This window comes from Fibrella aquatilis, assembly GCF_017353255.1.
In the GTDB taxonomy this organism is placed as follows: domain Bacteria; phylum Bacteroidota; class Bacteroidia; order Cytophagales; family Spirosomataceae; genus Fibrella; species Fibrella aquatilis.
In genome coordinates this window covers 1-19,861 of the sequence record NZ_JAFMYU010000021.1, presented here as the reverse complement: position 1 = coordinate 19,861, position 19,861 = coordinate 1, and the positions used below count along the sequence as shown (strand labels likewise).

The 19,861-nt window shown below is 57.9% G+C and carries 13 protein-coding genes; all 13 read left to right on the top strand.

The window, feature by feature from the left end; genetic code table 11:
* Positions 1 to 23 precede the first annotated feature (23 nt).
* Positions 24 to 1,409, top strand: a complete 1,386-nt coding sequence (locus tag J2I48_RS21420; RefSeq protein WP_207337550.1) for a glycosyltransferase — start codon at positions 24 to 26, stop codon at positions 1,407 to 1,409.
* Complete coding sequence (locus J2I48_RS21415) at positions 1,381 to 2,349, top strand: 2,3-diaminopropionate biosynthesis protein SbnB (RefSeq protein ID WP_207337549.1); 969 nt, start codon at positions 1,381 to 1,383, stop codon at positions 2,347 to 2,349. The genes J2I48_RS21420 and J2I48_RS21415 overlap by 29 nt, the downstream gene beginning before the upstream one ends.
* Before the next feature lie 37 nt (positions 2,350 to 2,386).
* Positions 2,387 to 4,270 carry an ABC transporter ATP-binding protein gene (locus J2I48_RS21410; RefSeq protein WP_207337548.1) on the top strand — a complete coding sequence of 628 codons (1,884 nt, stop codon included), beginning with the start codon at positions 2,387 to 2,389 and terminating at the stop codon, positions 4,268 to 4,270.
* A gap of 10 nt (positions 4,271 to 4,280) precedes the next feature.
* Positions 4,281 to 5,465, top strand: a complete 1,185-nt coding sequence (locus tag J2I48_RS21405) for a glycosyltransferase (protein WP_207337547.1) — start codon at positions 4,281 to 4,283, stop codon at positions 5,463 to 5,465.
* 20 nt (positions 5,466 to 5,485) lie between these two features.
* Positions 5,486 to 6,463, top strand: coding sequence for a 2,3-diaminopropionate biosynthesis protein SbnA (gene sbnA, locus J2I48_RS21400; RefSeq protein WP_207337546.1), 978 nt, complete (start codon positions 5,486 to 5,488; stop codon positions 6,461 to 6,463).
* A 10-nt stretch (positions 6,464 to 6,473) separates the two neighbouring features.
* Entirely contained in the window at positions 6,474 to 7,814 is a 1,341-nt protein-coding gene (locus J2I48_RS21395; RefSeq protein WP_207337545.1) for an FAD-dependent oxidoreductase, read from the top strand.
* Between the two features lie 27 nt (positions 7,815 to 7,841).
* Entirely contained in the window at positions 7,842 to 9,467 is a 1,626-nt protein-coding gene (locus J2I48_RS21390; RefSeq protein ID WP_229376621.1) for an MBL fold metallo-hydrolase, read from the top strand.
* An 18-nt stretch (positions 9,468 to 9,485) separates the two neighbouring features.
* Positions 9,486 to 9,701 (top strand): hypothetical protein, encoded by a 216-nt coding sequence (locus tag J2I48_RS21385; protein WP_207337544.1) that lies wholly within the window; start codon positions 9,486 to 9,488, stop codon positions 9,699 to 9,701.
* Positions 9,702 to 9,719: 18 nt separating this feature from the next.
* Positions 9,720 to 10,571 carry a glycosyltransferase family 9 protein gene (locus J2I48_RS21380; RefSeq protein WP_207337543.1) on the top strand — a complete coding sequence of 284 codons (852 nt, stop codon included), beginning with the start codon at positions 9,720 to 9,722 and terminating at the stop codon, positions 10,569 to 10,571.
* Between the two features lie 30 nt (positions 10,572 to 10,601).
* A complete protein-coding gene (locus J2I48_RS21375; RefSeq protein WP_207337542.1) occupies positions 10,602 to 12,170 on the top strand; it encodes a serine hydrolase domain-containing protein in 1,569 nt (522 codons plus the stop codon).
* A 24-nt stretch (positions 12,171 to 12,194) separates the two neighbouring features.
* On the top strand, positions 12,195 to 12,830 hold the full coding sequence (locus tag J2I48_RS21370; protein WP_207337541.1) for a YceI family protein: 636 nt from the start codon (positions 12,195 to 12,197) through the stop codon (positions 12,828 to 12,830).
* Positions 12,827 to 14,566 carry a carbamoyltransferase N-terminal domain-containing protein gene (locus tag J2I48_RS21365; RefSeq protein ID WP_207337540.1) on the top strand — a complete coding sequence of 580 codons (1,740 nt, stop codon included), beginning with the start codon at positions 12,827 to 12,829 and terminating at the stop codon, positions 14,564 to 14,566. Before J2I48_RS21370 ends, J2I48_RS21365 begins: the two co-directional genes overlap by 4 nt.
* 24 nt (positions 14,567 to 14,590) lie before the next feature.
* Positions 14,591 to 19,861, top strand: a 5,271-nt coding sequence (locus tag J2I48_RS21360) for a polyketide synthase (protein WP_207337539.1), incomplete at its 3' end; no start/stop codon positions are given.

Below are 19,861 nucleotides of genomic sequence, written 5' to 3'. Positions count from 1 at the left end.
GACGCTACCCAAACCCCATCGGTATGTCGACCATTGTTTTCATTGTCTACCCGGCTCCGAGCCACCACAACGCTACCCTGAAGCTAGCCCGCCGCCTGCAGGCCAACGGCCACCACGTGGTGTATGTGGTGCACGAAGCTTTCCGGGAGTGGATTGAAGCCCAGCAATTTGCCTGTTATGTACTGAGAAAGAAGGTGCTGCCCAGCCCGTTCAAAAAACACCTGCACCGCCAGGACCATCAGCGGGCGTTCATTGCCGATTTCAAAGAGGGTACGTTCTTCGACGATATGGTTGACGAGTTGAAACCCGACCTGATTTTGCTCGATTTCCCATTTCTGCCGTATGCGGTTTTTTTGCAGCGGTTTGGGGTGGCCATCATCTCGCTGCAAACGATGGTGTGCCTGCAAAAAGACCGGCTGATTCCCCCCGTAAACCAGACAACCGTACCCAAGTCTACCTGGTGGAGCTACCTCAGGATTGAAGCTTCCTGGCTGGCTTATTTTCTGACCCGGTGGCTGACCGACCGCCAGCAGGAGTACCGCTATGGTGAGTCGGAGACATCGTTGCTCAGGAAGGCGGTAGCCCAAAGCGCCCATTTCACCACTGCCGATATCGACACCAACGTGTACCTTCACTACGGTCTCACAACCTACCCGCAGCTCCAGTTTTCGCCCCGCGAATTTGATTTTCCCCGCGCCAACCAGCACAATCTTCACTACCTCGGTTCGGTGGTAGATCTGTCGCGTCAGGAGCCTGTAGCAGCCCGGTATAGCAACAACGTTGTGGCGCTGCTGGCCGACCTAGAAGCGAAAAAAAGGGCCAACCCAGCCCACCAGGTCGTTTTTTGTTCGCTGGGTGCTAATAATCATCTGCATTATGCGGGTTGCCCGGCGTTTTTTGCTAAGCTGATCACCGTCTTCGAGGCCATGCCCCACACCGACCTGGTGCTGGCCGTGGGGGTGAAAACACCACTCGACCAGTTTCGGGTCCGTACGGCCAACATACACCTGTTTGCGGCGGTGCCACAGCTGGAAGTTCTGCCTTTGGCCAGCCTGATGATTACCCACGGCGGTATGAACTCCCTGACCGAATGCATCTATTTCGGGGTACCGGTGGTGGTCTACCCGCTCAGCACCGACCTCGATCAGAAGGGCAATGCCGCCCGGGCCGTATATCACGGGCTGGGGGTGCAGGGCAACATCCGCCGCGACGGTACCGCACAGATTGCCAGTCGCACAGCCCAGGTGCTGGGGAATCCTGCCTTCCGGGAACGGATAGCACACATGGGACAGGCTGTACGCGACAGCACCGATTTTGAGACGGGTGTCCAGTTTATTGAATCCCGCTTGCCCGCCAACACCAACACACTGCTTGCTGCCGATGCTATACCTCAATCAGGAACACCTTAACGAACTAGGGATTAGATGGTCCGACACCATCGACTGTATTGGCCAGGCCATTGCCATCGGTGCGGCAGCAGATATGTCGCAGCCCATTAAGCCCTACCTCCGCTACGGTGACCTTCGTAACCGGATCATTGCCATGCCGGCCTACATCGGGGGTGGTATTCACCTGGCTGGTATCAAGTGGATAGCCAGTTTCCCGGGTAACCTCGAAAAAGGCCTTGCCCGCGCTCATGCCGTGATGGTCCTGAACGATGCCGATACTGGTGTGCCGGTGTGCGTGATCAACACGGCCCTCATCAGCACTATCCGAACGGCGAGCGTCACGGGCTGGGTGCTGGCACAATGGCTACGGCGAAAAGGGCCGGACGGCCGGTACCGGGTGGGTATTTGCGGCTTCGGGCCTATTGGTCAGCAACACCTGACCATGCTTCAAGCCGTGCTGGGCCACCAGCTGGTCGACGTTTACCTATATGACATAGGCGACATTCGGCCCGACACGCTACCCCGGCAGATACCGTTTCGCCTGGTGGTTTGCGCTACCTGGCAGGAGGCCTACACAGAGGCCGACATCTTTATTACCTGTACCGTAAGCACCCACCGCTACATTGACCTGGCCCCCAAAAAAGGGTCGCTGCACCTCAATGTGTCCCTGCGCGATTATCAGCCCACGTTTCTCCGGCACGTAACCAGGGTCATCGTAGACAGTTGGGACGAGGTATGCCGACAGGATACGGACGTAGAGCGGATGCACCACGAACTGGGCCTTCAGCAGGCCGATACGCTGTCGCTTGGTGAATTGCTGGCCGGTGGCCTGGACAAATATACCGACCCCGACGCGGTCTTTATGTTCAACCCTATGGGTATGGCCATATTCGACATGGCGGTGGCGGGGCACTATCACAGCAGGGCGTTAGCGCAGGGCGTGGGACAGGAACTGGCATAAAAGGTGGTCGCTGCGAATGACCAATGACTACTGACCAATGACCATAATCAACCGATTACGCGCCTGGGCCAGAAAAGGAAAGAAGCCAGCCTCGCCCCAAGCCGACGAGGAAGACGCGCTGATTTCGTTTCAGGAGCAGTTGCTGGCCATGAGCAACCTGCCCCGGTTCTTTAAACTGGTCTGGGAGACAAGCCCCGTGTTGACGCTGCTCAATGTGCTACTGCGGGCTTTGCGCGGTGTACTGCCGTTTCTAATTCTGTATGTTGCCAAACTGCTCATCGACGAGATTGTCCTGCTGCATGGTATTACCGGACCCCGCCACCTGGAACACCTGTGGCTGCTGATCGGGGCGGAGATGTTGCTAGTGGTGATCTCCGACGCCTCCGGTAGGCTGGTGATTCATTATGCCGACACGCTGAACGATCTGTTTGCCACCCGAAACTCGGTGATGCTGATGGAACACGCGGCCCAACTGGATCTGGTGCAGTTTGAGGATTCTACGCTGTATGACAAACTGGACCGCGCCCGCAACCAAACACAGGGACGCACCGCGCTGCTGGGTCATGTGCTGCATCAGCTACAGGACATCAGCACGATGATTTTTCTGGTGAGCGGGCTGGTTACCTACAACGCCTGGCTGCTGGTACTGCTGGTGCTGGCCGTGATTCCGACGTTTATTGCCGAGTCGTATTTCAACCGCAAGAGCTATTCGCTCATTACCAACTGGACACCTCAGGCCAGAGAACTCCAATACTTGTGTTGGGTGGCCTCGACGCATGAAACCGCCAAGGAAATCAAGATATTCGACCTATCTGATTTTTTGGTAGGCCGCTACAAGACCCTTGCTTACCAGTATTATAATGAAAGCCGCGTGTTGTCGGGCAAGCGGGCGCTCTGGAGTTCTTTTTTTGCGGTACTCAGCACCCTGGCCTACTACGCGGCGTTTGTCTACATCGCCCAGCAAACAGCCTACGGGGTGCAGTCTATCGGGAGTCTCACGTTCATTGCCGGTACGTTTCGCCACCTGAAGGGCATCATTGAGGAAGTGGTAGAGCGGTACATATACATCTCGCGGGGGGCGCTGTACCTGAAAAACTTCTACGACTTTCTGGCCATTACGCCCACCATACGCTCAAACCCGCTGCCGCTGCCCTTTCCCCAGCCTATTCAGGAAGGGTTTGTGTTTGAGAACGTGGGCTTCCGGTATAAAGATGCCAGCCGCTGGGCCATCCGCAACCTGTCGTTTACACTGCGGGCGGGCGAACGGCTGGCCCTGGTGGGTGAAAACGGCGCTGGCAAGACCACCGTAGTGAAGCTGCTGGCCCGGCTTTATGAACCCACTGAAGGCCGTATTCTGCTCGATGGCCACGACCTGAGCTGTTACGACGCGCAGGCCCTACGCCGCGAGATTGGCGTTATTTTTCAGGATTTTGTAAAATACCAGATGTCATTTTCCGACAACATCGGCGTGGGTAACGTGTGGGAAAAAGACAACAAAGCGTGGGTGACACAGTCGGCCCGGCAAAGTCTGGCCGATACCGTTGTGGATCGACTGCCCAACGGTTACGAACAGATGCTCGGGCGGCAGTTTGCCTCGGGCGTAGAACTGTCGGGCGGCGAATGGCAGAAGGTAGCCCTGGGTCGGGCCTACATGCGCGATGCTCAGTTGGTGATTCTGGATGAACCTACGGCGGCGCTGGACCCCCACTCGGAATATGAAGTGTTTCTGCGGTTTGCCAGCCTCACCGAAGGAAAAATGTCGATCCTGATTTCGCATCGCTTCTCTACGGTGCGTATGGCCGACCGCATCCTGCTGCTCGAAAACGGGTGTATTAAAGAACTGGGTAGCCACCAGGAACTGCTGGAGCAAAACGGCACCTATGCCTATCTGTTCAACTTACAGGCCCAGGGCTATCAGTAACCTGTTTACGATGAAAGCCACTGTTGCCCTTGTTACCGATGTGTGCTTCTGGCAGGAAGGTGGCGGTGGTCAGGCGCGTATAAGTGCCCTGGTAGCCTACCTACACCAGCACACTAACCTGCTGATTTTGTATGCGGGCCTGAAACAGCCCACTGATGAAACCATGCTGGTGGCCCGCTACGGCCCGCTGAACGTGGTCTACTTCTCGACGCAACAGCCGCAAAGCCCTACCGACTACGGGCTGCTCCTGCAAACATACCTGCTGCAACACCCGGTTGACGTTTGTGTACTGGAATACGCGGTGTTGACGTTTCTGCTAGAATATATACCTGAAGGACAATGCGTTATGCTCGACACGCACGACCTGATGAGTGACCGGAGACAAAACTTTGACCGCTTCTATGCCCCCTACAGTACCCTGAACGTGTCGGCAACCGAAGAGTTTGCCTTGTTTGATAAGTACGCCTATCTGCTGTTGATCCAGCGGCATGACTACCAAAAAGTGCGGGCAGTTCTTGGCGAAAAAGCCCTGCTCGTACCCCATCCGGTGGTTTCGACCCAACGTCCGGCGCGGGCGCAGGCCATACACATTGGGTATGTAGCCGGTGCCAGCGAGCCAAATCTGGATGCCATTGTGTGGTTTATCCGCGAGGTGTGGCCGCTGGTCTACCGCCCTGGCATCGGCCTTCATATCTACGGCGGCATCTGCGACGTGCTTCGGCAAAATAGCCAGCCGCAGCGCCCGGGTAGCCAACTACGCCACCTGGAAGTGGATTTCCCGGGCATCACCCGCTTCTACGAGAGTCGTTCGCTCGACGTTGAGGCGCAGGACGGCGTGGTGCTGCATGGTTTCGTACCTGAGTTAGAGCAAGTATACGCCCAGTTCGACGTGGCCATTAACCCCGTGCGGTTTGGCTCTGGGCTGAAAATAAAAAACATGGAAGCCTTGGGCTATGGTCTGCCGCTGCTAACCACCACTCACGGGGCTATTGGTCTGGAAGATTACACGCAGGAGGCTATGCTCATTGCTGATACCCCCGCCGACTTTGCCCGTCAGCTCAACCGGCTCTTAACCGATTACCCCCTGCGTCAGTTGCTGGGAACAACCGCTTACCAACTGATTCAGACCCGGTTTTCGCCCGATGCCTGCTTTGGCGGGCTGCTGGCGGCCATTCAGCAACATAGTCACGCATAGCTTATTTGTCCGCTGCTGTCATGCTTCAGAAACTATCGACAATCCAACCGCTGATTGGCCATACGCCGCTGGTGCAACTGGAGTCAGGCAGTTTGCCGGTCGACCTGTTTGTGAAACTGGAGTATACCAACTACTCGGGCAGCATTAAAGACCGGCCCGCGTTTCATATGCTCCAGGAAGCCATCTATAGCGGAGCCGTTACCAGCACCACCACCATTGTGGAGTCGAGTTCAGGCAATTTTGCCATTGCGCTGGCGTCACTTTGCCAGCGGCTGGGGTTGAACTTCATTCCCGTAATCGACCCCAACATTAACCCGATCTACGAAAGCCAGCTTACTCTGCTGTGTCGGCAGGTGGTGAAGGTAGACCAGGTCGATTATACGGGGGGCTATCTGCTGAGCCGGATCGAAGCGGTGAAAAGCATCTGCCAGCAGCCAGATACCTACTGGACCAATCAATACGAAAATCCGAACAACTACCTGAGTTACTACAAAGGCCTTGGCCCGGAATTGTGCGCCCAGTTGCCCACGCTCGACTACGCCTTCATTGGGGTTAGTTCGGCGGGGACCATAACGGGGCTGTCGCGCAAACTTAAGGAGCGGTACCCCCACATCAGGGTGGTGGCCGTCGACGTAGAGGGGTCCATTATTTTCGGTAACGCTCCCAAACCCCGCTACATATCGGGCATCGGGGCCAGCAAGGTGCCGCCCGTATTGCAACACGCCGCTATTGACGAAGTGATCCACGTACCCCATGCCGACATTATTGCCGGGAGCCGGGCCTTGCTGACCGAGCAGATGATTTTCGGCGGTGCCTCTACAGGGGCAGTGTACTGGGCCATTAAAAACTACCCCTGGCAGGCTGACAGGCAACGGAAGCCTACGGTGCTGTTTCTCTGTACCGATAAAGGCACAGCCTACCTCGATACCGTCTATAACGAGCCGTGGGCGCAACTAACTACCGAAAAGTCAGCACTGGTGCCGAGCGTAGCGAAATGACCAATGTCCCATGACTAAACAGATAACCGTGCTCGGCGCTGGGCCTGTGGGTTCGCTCTTGGCCATTATGCTGGCCCGGCGTGGCCATCAGGTAGCCCTGTATGACAAGCGGCCCGATCCGCGTGGGGCGACTGTTGACCACGGCCGCACCATCAACCTGGCCATTAGCGAGCGGGGCTGGCAGGCCCTGGGGCGGGTGGGTCTGGCCCACCTGGTACGGCACGAAGCCATGCCGATGTTTGGGCGAATGGTACACGACAGCAGCGGGCAAACCCACGTGCAACCCTATGGTAAAGAGCAGCAGGCTATCTACTCTGTGTCGCGCAACGGGTTGAATAACAAGCTACTATGTCAGGCAGAGGCCGAGCCAAATGTAACGCTTCAATTTGGGCAGCTCTGCACCCAGGTAGACCTGAAGCGGCCTGCTATCTATTTTACCGACATCCATACGCAGGCCACTTCGGTCGTTACGCCCGACCTGCTGATTGGGGCCGATGGGGCACTGTCGGCGGTTCGGGCCAGCCTGCAACGCACGGGCCGTTTCAATTATTCGCAGCAGTTTATCGACCATGGGTATAAAGAACTGACTATTCCGGCGGGGCCAGATGGCAAACCAGTGCTGGCCGCCGATGCCCTGCACGTGTGGCCCCGGGGCCATTTCATGTTCATTGCCCTGCCCAACGCCGACGGCAGCTTTACGGGTACGCTGTTTTTTCCGTTCGAGGGCTGCCCGTCTTTTCAGTCTGTGCAAACGCGTGAGGAGGTGAACGCTTTTTTTGCCACCACCTTTCCCGATGCCTTTGCCCTGATGCCCAATCTGGCCGACGAGTTCCTGCGAAGCCACGCCTCACCACTAGTGACCATCAGTTGTTACCCGTGGAGCTACCAGGGTAAAGTGTTACTAATTGGTGATGCCTCGCACGCCATACTGCCGTTTTATGGACAGGGCTTGAACGCTGGTTTGGAAGACTGCATGGTGTTCGACGACACCCTGAACGCCCTGGGTGAAAACTGGCCTGCGGTATTTGACTCCTTTCAGCAAGCCCGGTACCCCAATGCACAGGCCATTGCCGATTTAGCGCTTTGCAACTTCATCGAGATGCGCGACAAGGTGTCGGACCCCAGGTTTGTGTTGCAGAAAAAAATTGAAGCCCACCTCCACGCCAGCTACCCCACCCACTGGACCCCCGTCTACACGATGATTGCCTTCTCGACCGCACCCTATGCCGATGCTCTGAATGTGGGCACGAGGCAGGAGAAAATCATGACCGAAATCATGCGCTTGCCCAACATCGAGTCTGACTGGTCCACTCTGGACTACGGCCCAATTTTGCTGGCACATGCTGAGTAGTCATTGGTCAACTAACCCCAATCTTGTATGAATCACGCTACTGATATGGATGAAGACTACGTGTACCTGTCGCCCAACACAGTACTGGAGCCGTTGATTGACCGCTGGTATGCGTGGTCGCACCTGGTGTCGCCAGCCACGGCGGCCATGAATATTTTGAACCGGCACCTGAAAATCATCAACTCATTTATTCAGGCCCCGGACGTGCACGTGGCGGCGGTGCAGAACCCCAAGCTGCTGGGGGGGCCGTTTATGGACACACCCAAAGCCCGTGTTGGTGAGGTGAAAGACCTGAAAGCCCGCACCCTGGACGAACGAAGCGACCTGATCGAGTTGGCCAAAGCAATAAAGGAACTGGATCAGTTGCTGAAACAACAAGCCAAAGGCTATTCGCTGGAACCGCTGTACGAACAAATTCCGCCGTTGCTGAAGGGCTACGTAGAGCTGCTCTATGACCTCAACGGTAACCCGTCGTACCGTTTTTTTGAGTCGCTGCTCTACAGAAGCAAGTTTTATAACCCGGCTAGTCAAAGCATTGCCCTCTGGCTGACCCACAATGATAGCCGCCCGTTTGTGCTGAGTACGCCCCGGCTCGATGAGCCTGCTGTACTGCACCTGCCCATTCCCTTCAACCACCCGGCTATCGACCTGCTGGCCAGCATGAAACGCCAGCCGCGCCGCCTGTCGGACGTGAAGCGACTGCTCGACGTACCGGCGTTTGACGAGGCACTACTGGCTTCGTTTTTCACCACCGACACTCCGCCAACCTACAGCAAGTACGAAGGTGATTTTATCAGAATGCGTTATTTCGGCCACGCCTGTGTGCTGATCGAAACCAACGATGTGTCGGTGCTGGTAGACCCGGTGGTGAGCTACTACGGGTACCCGTCGGACGTGTCTCGTTTTTCGGATGCCAACCTGCCCGACGTGATCGATTACGTGCTCATCACGCACAACCACCAGGACCACGTGCTGCTCGAAACGTTGCTGTCGCTGCGGAGTCGAATTCGGCACATTGTTATTCCTAAGTCGGTGGGAGGGAGCCTCCAAGACCCCAACCTGAAGCTGATGTTTCAGCACATTGGCTTTGACCAGGTGGTGGAAATAGACGAAATGGAATCGTTGCGGTTCAGCAACTGCACCATCACGGGCATTCCGTTTATTGGCGAACACTGCGACCTCAACATCCGTACGAAGATGTGCTACCTGGTCAAAATCGCTGATTTTTCGATCCTGTTTGTGGCCGATTCCTGCATTGTTGAACCCCAACTCTACGACCATATCCACGCCCTGACCGGCGACGTCGACGTGTTGCTGCTGGGTATGGAATGCGACGGTGCCCCGCTCACCTGGCTCTACGGCCCGCTGCTGACAGAAGACCTGGCCCGCGATAAAGACCAAAGCCGCCGCCTGGCTGGGTCGAACTACGAACGGGGCCTTAGCCTGGTTGACCGGTTCAACCCCAAAGAGGTATACGTGTATGCCATGGGCATGGAACCGTGGCTGGAGTTTATCAGTAGCATCCGTTACACCGACGAGTCGAACCCCATTGTGGCCTCCAACGCCCTAATCAACGCCTGTCGGGAGCGGGGTCTGCTGGCCGAGCGGCTGTTTGGCGAAAAAGAATTGCTCTACGTGCCCGTAGAAGGGTAACAGATCTGTCTACGCATCATGTCGACGTCAGCCCTTCTTGCCCGCCGAATCCACGAACTGGGCCTTCACCTGGACTACCTCAACCAGCTCTGCGCCGCCGAAATGGCCAGGCCAAGCTACCTGAGGCAGTACAAGCTGCTGTCGTTTATTTATAAGGAGCGGTGTGTGTATGAGTTTGCCCTGGCCGAGTTAACCAATTTGCTGAAACAAGTGGAAGCCGACACGCTGGTGTAGCGCACGATGGGAAAGCAGGTGTTTAGAGTACTCTTGTGGGGTGGGCTTGGCGATGCGCTGCTGGCGTCGCCATCGTTCAAGGCCCTCAAAGCCGCGCATCCCGGCTGCACGCTCATTGTCTACTGCGACTCTGATGCCCACTGGAATATCTACCGCCACAACCCCCATATCGACCACCTGCGGAAGGTGTCGGACTATCGCTCGTGGGTCGATGTGCTTTGCTACCGGTTCAAGTGGCGGAAATTTATTGTTCCGAACTATGGCTGGTTTGGGCCGACCAAAATTTATACCAAACAGGCTGCCGACATCATTGCTGAGTATTTCAGCCTCACCCTGACCGACAACAAACCGGACGTATTTCTCACCCCGGCTGAAGAAGCCAAAGGCCAGCAGCTGGTGGCCTCGTGGCGCAATCCGGTGGTGATCAACCCCACCTCGCGCAGCTCGAAAAACCAGGAGTGGCTCAACGAACGCTGGGAGGCGGTGATTCAGGCGCTGCCGATGTACACGTTTGTGCAACTAGGTCTCACCGACGAATATGCCCTGAAGGGGACTGTAGACCTGCGGGGTACCATCAGCCTGCGCGAAAGCATGGCGGTGGTCAAATACAGCAAAGGCGTAGTGGGGGTCGATAGTTTTTTCGGGCATGTGGCCCGGGCTATGGACCGCCCGGCCGTGACTTTGTTTGGGGCCTCCAACCCCGATATCTGGGGCTATCCCGGTCAGGGTAACATTTACAAGAAAGTACCCTGCGCCCCCTGCATCGACGTGTTGATGGACGAACCCTGCCCTTATGGCCGGACATGCATGCAGCAGATTGCGATAGGGGAGGTGACGGCTGCTATTGAAGCCAACCTGCCGCTGGATTAACTTTTTTGAAAACGACCAACGAACATTTCTATGCGTCAACCCCAAACGCTCCGCCCAGATCAGCTACTGCTGGTCTGCCTGCTGGTTCTGGGTATGTTGCTTTGGCAACCGACACTGGCACAGGTAGTTAGGCCGCGCACAGAGGCCGTGGAAGCCGCCATCAAACGGATCGAGGCTGGTTTGCTGCCCTCGTTCAGCATCGCCGGTCGCGCGCCCATCACGTTCCGGCTCACCGACCGGATGCAGTACCATCAGGTGCCTGGATTCAGCATCGCTGTTATCAACGGCGGCGTGGTGGAGTGGGCAAAAGGCTATGGTCTGCTGGAGGCGGGCGGCTCGGCAACTGTGACTGAAGACACGCGTTTTCAGGCTGGCTCTATCAGCAAACCCCTGACCGCCCTGGCTGCGCTTGGCCTGGTGCAGGAAGGTAAACTGGCCCTCGACGAAGACCTGAATACTAAGCTGACATCTTGGAAAATACCCGCAAATGCGTTTACCAATAAAGAGAAAATAACCCTGCGGCGGGCGCTGTCGCACAATACGGGCCTGGGCGACACCGGCCTGAATGCTGCCAACGGCTACCCCGCCACTGACTCACTGCCCACGATCACGCAGATTTTGCGGGGCGACCCTCCGTCGCTCACGTCTCCCGTGGTGGTGGTGCGGGTGCCGGGCAGCGGTGCCCAGGTGTCGAGCGAAGGGTATTGCATCGTGCAGCAGGCCATGATGGACGTAACGGGCGAACCCTTCGCCACGCTGATGGCCGACCGCATACTCGCGCGGGTGAGCATGACGCATAGCACCTTCGAGCAGTATCGCCCGGCGCAGTGGCGCGAGGGCGTAGCAGCGGGCCATGTGAAGGGAAAAATGCTGTCGGGCAAGTGGCGGCTACACCCCGCCATGGCGGCGGCGGGCCTCTGGTCTACGCCCTCCGACGTGGCCCGGCTGATGATCGAGGTAGGGCGCACCCGGGCCGGGCAGAGCCACAAACTGGTCGACAAGCGCTGGGTCGATTCGCTGCTGACCCCACAACCGGGCAACGAGATGCGGGGGCTGGGCTATTACGTACACGGCAGTGGACCCAACCGCTGCTTCTACCACCGGGGCTGGAACTACGGCTACACGTCGTATTCCATTGCCTTTCCCGACCTGAACAAGGGGCTTGTGCTTATGACCAACGCCGACGGCGAAGGCTACCGGCTGATGATGGAGGTGGTTCGGGCGGTGGCCCGTGAATATGACTGGCCGACCGATCTGCCAGTCGAGGCTGCTCCTCAGACCGTGAAGCGGGCAATTAGCCCCGGTCTGGAGGTGTATGAGCGGCTGGTGGGGCGCTACCTGCTGGCCAACAGCACCGTTGGCGAGGTGGTAGTGACCGACGGACAGCTCTACCTCCAGGCGGTCGGTAAACCTCCCGTACGCCTCTATGCCGAGACCGAAGAAGATTATTTCTCTGAAGACGGCCTGGACCTGCTTTTCCCCACCGAGCGGGGAGTACGCATTGGGCTGCTTTTCAAAGACCCGATCAACCGTTACCTGGCCTCGCGGGTGTTTACCCCGCCCGTACGCACGAAACCAGCGAAGGGCAATGGTCAATAAATGCCTTATTAACCAACCGGTCATATGCCTGGGATAAACCTATCTTTTCAACGGCTGATTAGCCGCATTGGTACGCTGTTGCTGCTGCCCCTGCTGGCCGTTGCTCCGCAGGCTGTTCCCGCCAGCGGTACCTACGCCGTAGATGCCAACGAGAGCCAAGTGTACTGGACGGGCCGCAGCGAAATTGGCAAGTACAGTCTGTCGGGCGTGGTGCCGGTGGCATCGGGCAGCATCACGGTTGAGGGGGGGCTACTCAAAACCGGTCTAGTGGAGATCAACATGACGGCCATCTCGTGCAACACCCTCGACAACGGTGCCAGCAATCAAAAGCTGATTACACACCTGAGCAGCCCCGATTTTTTTGACGTAAAGAAATATCCGAAGGCCACCTTCGTCATGACCCGGGCCATACCGAAGGGCGGCAACGCGTATGAGCTGGCGGGCAACCTGACCATCAAAGACAAAACGAACCCTATTCAGTTTCCTGCTACCCTCCAGGAGCAACAGGGAAAACTGCTGCTGAAAACCCTGCTGGTGGTAGACCGCGCCAAATTCGATGTGCGCTACGGGTCGAACAGCTTTTTTGACAACCTCGGCAACGATGCCATCAAAAACGAGTTCGAACTGGACATCGAGTTGCTGACCCAAAAGAAAAAGTGACCGCCTGCTGGCTGTTTGCCGGTTTATTCCTACCCACTGACGACGTGAAAATTTGCGGTTTAAAACTCACCCACGACGGTTCGGTGGCGGTGATCGAGGACGGGACGCTGCTGTTCAGCATCGAACTGGAAAAGCTCAGTAACCACCCCCGCTACCAGGACATCGGCGACACGCGCTGGATCGAGACCATCCTGGAAGCGCAGGGTTGCCCTCTGGCCTCCATCGACCAGTTCGCCATCGACGGCTGGGGGGGCAACGACCAGGAAGCGCTGGCCATTCAGCCCCGACTCACTATTGGTGAGGAACATAACTACTTAACTATCAGTAACTACGGGTCGCCCTACCAGTTGGCTGTGGCCCAGTATCAGGAGCGCAGCCGACACCAGCACGTGCTGGAGCCCCTGGCCTGTCAGGGCTTGGCTATTGGCGACCAGACATTTTCGTATACCAGCTACCTGCACGTGGCGGGTCACATTAGCAGTGCCTACTGCACGAGTCCCTTTGCCCAGCGGGGCGAAAGCAGCTTTGTGCTGGTGTGGGACGGTGGCATGTATCCGCAACTGTATTTCTTCGATGCCGAGACGCGGCAGGTCGACAACCTGGGGCCTATTTTTCTGCTCATCGGCAACGTATACACGATCTTTTCACAGCACTTCGGGCCGTTTAAAGTGAGCGGTTCGTTTGCCAAAGATGACCTCTCTATTGCGGGTAAGGTGATGGCCTACATTGCCCTAGGCCAGGAACGGAGGGAGCTGTTTGCCCATTTCGATCAGCTCTACAACAATCATTATAGCCACCCGATGGGCTTTGCCAACAGCCTGGCTAACGAGTTCAAACAACGCATTGAGGGGCAGGCCTATACAGACGAAGACATCCTGCTCACGTTTCACCTGTATCTGGAAGAGATGCTGGTGAGCAAACTGGCTAAGAAAATAGCCCGATCTGGCAGGCAGGCTGCCAACCTGTGTCTGGTGGGTGGCTGCGCCCTGAACATTAAGTGGAACAGTGCCATTCGGCAGAGTGGGTTGTTTGGCGCGGTGTATGTGCCGCCGTTTCCTAATGACTCGGGCAGTGCCGTGGGGGTAGCCTGCGCCGCCATGCTCCGCCACAGCCAGACCACGGCCCTGCACTGGAACGTATACAGTGGTCCGGCTATCATAGAGAACGCCCCCGCGCCGGGCTGGACGGCCAGGCCCTGTTCCGTGGCCGAGCTGGCCAGCCTCCTCCACGTCAGCAACGAGCCGGTGGTGCTGCTCAACGCCTGCGCCGAACTAGGCCCGCGGGCGCTGGGCAACCGCAGCATTGTGGGCAATGCTACCAACCCGAACATGAAGGCCATCCTGAACGCCGTGAAAAAGCGCGAAAGCTACCGGCCCGTGTCGCCCATCTGCCTCTGTGACAAAGCCCCGGCCCTGTTCGACCCCGGCACGCCCGACCCGTTCATGCTGTTCGATCACCAGGTTCGGCCCCACTGGCTGGATCGTATTCCGGCGGTGTGTCACCTCGATCAATCGGCTCGTTTACAGACCATTACCCGCGAAGACAACCCCCTGGTGGGCGAGTTGCTGGAGGCGTATGAGGCACTGAGCGGCATTCCGCTGCTGTGCAACACCAGCGCCAACCTCAACGGCAGCGGCTTCTTTCCCGACGTCTACTCGGCCACGGCCTGGAACCAGGTCAACTACGTCTGGTGCAACCAGGTGCTGTACGAAAAAGCAGATAAAATTCAGTTTTAAGTCATTGACCAATAACGAATGACTATGAACCGAGAGATTGCCATCATTGGCATGGCCGGGCGTTTTCCTGACGCCAGCAACGTGGACGCGTTATTTCGGAACCTGAGCAGCGGCAAAGACAGCATTGGTCCCATGTCGGCAGCGCGGCTCCGTAGCACAACGCTGCCGCCCGACCGTGACTACCACGTGCGCGGCTACCTCGACGGTATCGACCGGTTCGACCATGCGCTGTTCCAGATTTCGCTGGCCGAAGCCCGTGGCATGGACCCCCATCAGCGGCTGCTCCTGGAGGTAGCCTATGAGACCTTCGAGAACGCGGGCTATAGCCTCGATGCCCTCGACGGGTCGAACACGGGTGTGTATGTGGGCGACTGCCAACTGCATTACGACGCGCTGATCGACGAGGCCACACCCACCACCATGACGGGTAATACCAGCGAATTTCTGGCCACCCGGATCAATCGTTTTTTCAACCTAACGGGCAGCGTGGCCCTCTTCGATACGTCCTGCTCGTCGTCATTGGTGGCGTTGCATCATGCGTGTAACGAGCTGATTTTGGGCGACGTTGCCCAGGCGCTGGTGTGTGGGGTCAACCTGGAGTTATTTCCTTTTAAAGACGCCCACCTCGACCCCGGCGTTAATTCGCCCGACGGCAAGTCGAGGCCTTTTTCGGCGCAGGCCAACGGCATGACCTACGGCGAGGTGGTGGCCTGTGTGCTGCTAAAACCCCTGGGCCAGGCGCTGGCCGATGGCGATCTGATTCACGCGGTCATCAAAAGCACGGCGGTCAATAACAACGCCCGGCGGTCGGCCAGCCTCACCGCCCCCGACAGCCTTGCCCAGGCCGAGGTGATTGGCCGGGCCTGGCAAAAAGCCCAGGTGCCCCTGGCGAAGGTGCGTTACATCGAAGCACACGGGTCGGGTACTCAACTGGGTGATATTCTGGAAGTTGGCGGGCTGAACAAGGCATTTGGCCCTGACAACGCCGGGCAACGACTCTGCCATATTTCGTCCATCAAAGCCAACATCGGCCACGGTCGGTCGGCGGCGGGCATGGCTGGGCTGGTGAAGGCGGTGTTGTCGCTGAAGCACCGGGTGTTGTTTCCCAGTATGCATGCCGACGACCCAAATCCGCACCTGGATTTAGCCAACGGCTCGGTCTACCTCGACGGGGTTTGCCGCGACTGGGATATCCAGCCCGGCGAGGTGCGCTACTGCGGCGTGAGTTCGATGGGGTTCAGCGGTACCAACTGCCACGTGGCCTTGCAGGAAGCCCCGCCCCGCCCGCCCCACCCCACCACTGACAACAAGGATACAACGTACCTGTTGCCCCTGTCGGCCCACTCATCGGAAGCGCTGCTGTGCAATAGGCAGGCGCTGCTGGACCATACCGACCACCTGACCGACGCCGACCTGCCCGCTATGCAGTATACGCTGACGGTGGGGCGAAGGCATTACCGGTACCGGCAGGTGGTCAGCGCTACCTCGCTGGCGGCTGTGCAGGCAGCCCTGCGTCACGGGATGCAGGAGGCGATGCTAACCCCGTCGAGGCCCGTTGAGAAGTTGTTTTTCGTCTTTGCCGATGCCCTGTCGACCACCGATGCCGATTTGGCCTGGTACCGCGCCTATTACCCGGTCTTTGACGCCGCCTATGCCGACTGCCTGCCTTTTCTGACCGAACCAGTGCCGCCGCTGGTGCTGGGATTCATTCAGCAGTATAGCTATTACAAACTCCTGCTGGCCAATGGGTTGGCCTCGCAACATGTGCTGGCCGTAGGCAGTGGTAAACTCGTGGCCGAAGTTGTAAGAGGAACCCGCTCGCTGCGCGACAGCCTGGCCAGCGCCTACACGTACGTGCCCCAGCCAGACCCCACCCTGACAAACCGACTCAACGCCCTGCTCGACAACGAACTGGCTAAGGGCTGGGTGCTTTTCGCCCAGATGGGTTGCCCAACTAGCCTTGCCCCGCTTTTGGCCAGCCACCCGGCCTGCGGCACTGGTTTCGGGCTGGTTCGAGCGGGCGAAAACGAAGACCGTCAGGCGTTGTCAGCCCTGTTTGGTGAACTCTATAGCCTTGGTTATGAGGTAGATTGGGCGGCGTATGGTCATCCCGCCGCTGCCCGCCGAATGGAATTACCCACCTACCAGTTTTTGCCTACCCGCTGCTGGGCCTGCGAGGTGCCCCCGGCCCGGTTTTACCCCAATGCTCCGCTTGAACAAACCCAAACAGCCACCCTGCTGCTGCTGGAAGCAGATGCCACCGACACCGAACGGGTGCTGGCCGGGTTCTGGCGGGAGGCGCTGGGGCGAAACACCTTTTCCCGCCACGATGACTTTTTCGACGTTGGGGGCGATTCGCTCAAAGCCACCCGCGTCATCAACCGGGTTCGGGACGTTTTCGATATGGCCGTTCACTTCGAGGACGTGTTCGACTACCCAACCCTGCAAAGCCTGGCCGAATACATCGACCAGCTGAGCAGCACTGAACAAAAAGTGGCCCTGATCTGGCGGCAGGTGTTGCAGCTGGAAACGATAAACAACCACGCTAACGTCTTCGATCTGGGTGCCCATTCGCTGCTGGCCAACCAGGTGCTCAACCGAATTCGGGACATTCACCACGTGGTGCTCAATTTTGACGACATTTTCCGGTACCCCACCGTCAGGCTGCTGGCCGGCTACATCGATCAGCTAGCAGCCGGGGGGCAACCGGCCATTGCCGAAGATGCCATTGTCGCTTTGCCCCCCGCCGCGTACTACGACCTGTCGGATGGCCAGAAACGGCTGTGGGTGATAAATCAGTTTGCCGAGGCGCTGGTGGCCTACAACACCCCGGTAGCGTTCAGGCTCACGGGCCAACTTGATCAGGCCGCCTTCCGCCGCGCTGTGGCGGCGCTGGTAGACCGGCACGAAAGCCTGCGTACCGTTTTTCGGCTTACCGAAGATGGGCCAAAGCAGGTGGTCATGAGTGCCGGTCAGGTGCTGGTGCACTACGCCAGTCTGCGCGGCCAGGCCGAGGCGGCGCAGGCCCTGCTGGTGGATCAGGCGCGCCAGCCGTTCGATTTCAGCGAGGGGCCACTGCTGCGGCTACAACTGGTTGAACTGGCCGACGAAGACCACCTGTTGCTGCTGGTGGTGCACCATATTATCTCCGACGGGTGGTCGTTTCGGGTGATTTTTCAGGAGATGGCGGCCTTGTACAACGCGTTCCGGGCGGGGCTGCCCAACCCACTGCCGCCGCTCCGAATTCACTACAAAGACTATGCCCACTGGCAAAATAACCGGCTGAGCGGCAACTGGTTAGCCGATCACCAGACCTACTGGCGGAATCAGTTTGCCGACCGTTTTCCGGTGCTGGAACTGCCCTTGAGCTATCCCCGGCCCATCGAAAAAACGTACAACGGCAACCGGGTAGAGACCGTACTCGACAAGCGGGAACGCGACGGTCTCTATGGCCTCAACCGGCAGTATGGCAGCAGCCTGTTTATGACCCTGCTGGCTTCGCTGAAAACGTTTTTGTATCGCTACACGGGCCAGGACGATATCGTGATTGGCTATCCGGTAGCAGGTCGCGAGCGCCTGGAACTGGAAAATCAGATCGGTTTCTACGCCAACAGCCTGCCCATTCGTACCCGTTTCGACGGGCAGGAAGGCTTCGACCGGCTGCTGGAGACGGTAAAACAAAACACCCTGGAAGCTCAGAAATACCAGCTTTACCCGTTCGACAGGCTGGTAGACGACCTGCACGTACCCCGCGATGCCAGCCGATCACCGCTGTTCGACGTGGTGCTTGTGCTCGAAAATGCCGAGACCGCCACTACCGTCGATGCCGGGCTGATGGATGGTCTCGAAGTGGCTGGACACGACCTGGGGTTAAGTCCCGGTCTGGTCGATTTGCGGGTAATCTTTTTTGAATCGCAGACCGACATTACGCTGGCTTTCGAGTATAACCAGGACCTGTTCAGCCATGATCTCATGGCGCAGATGATTGCCCACTACCGGCAGCTGCTCAATGCCATTCTTGCCGACAGCCGAATGCCCCTGTGCCAGTTGCCCTACCTGTCGGAAGCGCAGGAGCAGCAGTTGCTTTTTTCCGTCAACGATACGGCGGTGGCAGTTGACCAGGCGCTCACCATGCACGCCCTGTTCGAGCAGCAGGTGCAGCGCACACCAGCGGCCATAGCCGTTATTGATGAGGGCAACTCGTTTACATACAGCCAGTTAAATGCCGATGCCAACCGGCTGGCGCACCACCTCCGTACTCATTTTGGCGTAACCAGCCAGTCGGTGGTTGGTGTGCTGACGGGCCGTTCGGTGCACATGGTTATCAGCATGCTGGCCATCCTGAAAGCGGGTGGGGTATACCTGCCCATTGAACCCGATTACCCGGCCAGTCGCAAGGATTACATGCTGACCGACGCCGGTGCCGCACTGATGCTGGTCGATTCGGCGTACCTTTTTGACGTGGGTGATTTTTCGGGCGATCTGTTTGCCCTCGACATTCAACTCGATACGCTGGACACCGACAGCAGCAATCCGGTACCCACCGGCAGTGCTACCGACCTTGCCTACTTGATCTACACGTCAGGCTCTACCGGAACCCCCAAAGGCGTGATGGTGGAACACCGAAGCAGCGTGAATATGACCCTGAGCCAGATCGAGACGTTTGGTATCACGGCACAGGACCGGGTGGTTCAATTTGCGTCTATCGGCTTCGATGCATCGATATCGGAGATTGGTATGGCCCTGTATGTGGGGGCGGCGCTGGTGTTGATCAGGCAGGCGCAAATTATTGATAAACAGCTATTTGCCGACTTTGTACGGACTAATAAAATTACGGTGGCCACCCTGCCACCGCCCTATCTGCAACTGTTCGACATAGATGAACTGCCCACCCTCGGCGTGCTGATTACGGCTGGTGAAGCGGCATTACCTCTACGTGGTACCCGAAAAAACCTTCGTTATTTCAACGCCTACGGACCTACCGAGTGTTCGGTGTGCGTGTCGATCCACCGGGTTGAAGAGACCGCAGGTGGTAGGGCGGCTATTCCCATTGGTAAGCCTATTGCCAACACGACAGTCTACGTGCTCGACAGCGGGCGGCGGCTACTGCCCCCCGGCGTGACGGGTGAACTTTACGTGGGTGGGCTGGGTCTGGCCCGGGGCTACTGGCGGCGACCCGACCTGACGGCCGAACGCTTTGTAGCCCATCCGTTTGTGGCTGGCCAGCGCCTCTACCGCACCGGCGACCTGGCCCGCTGGAACAGCTCGGGTGAACTCGTCTATGAAGGTCGACTT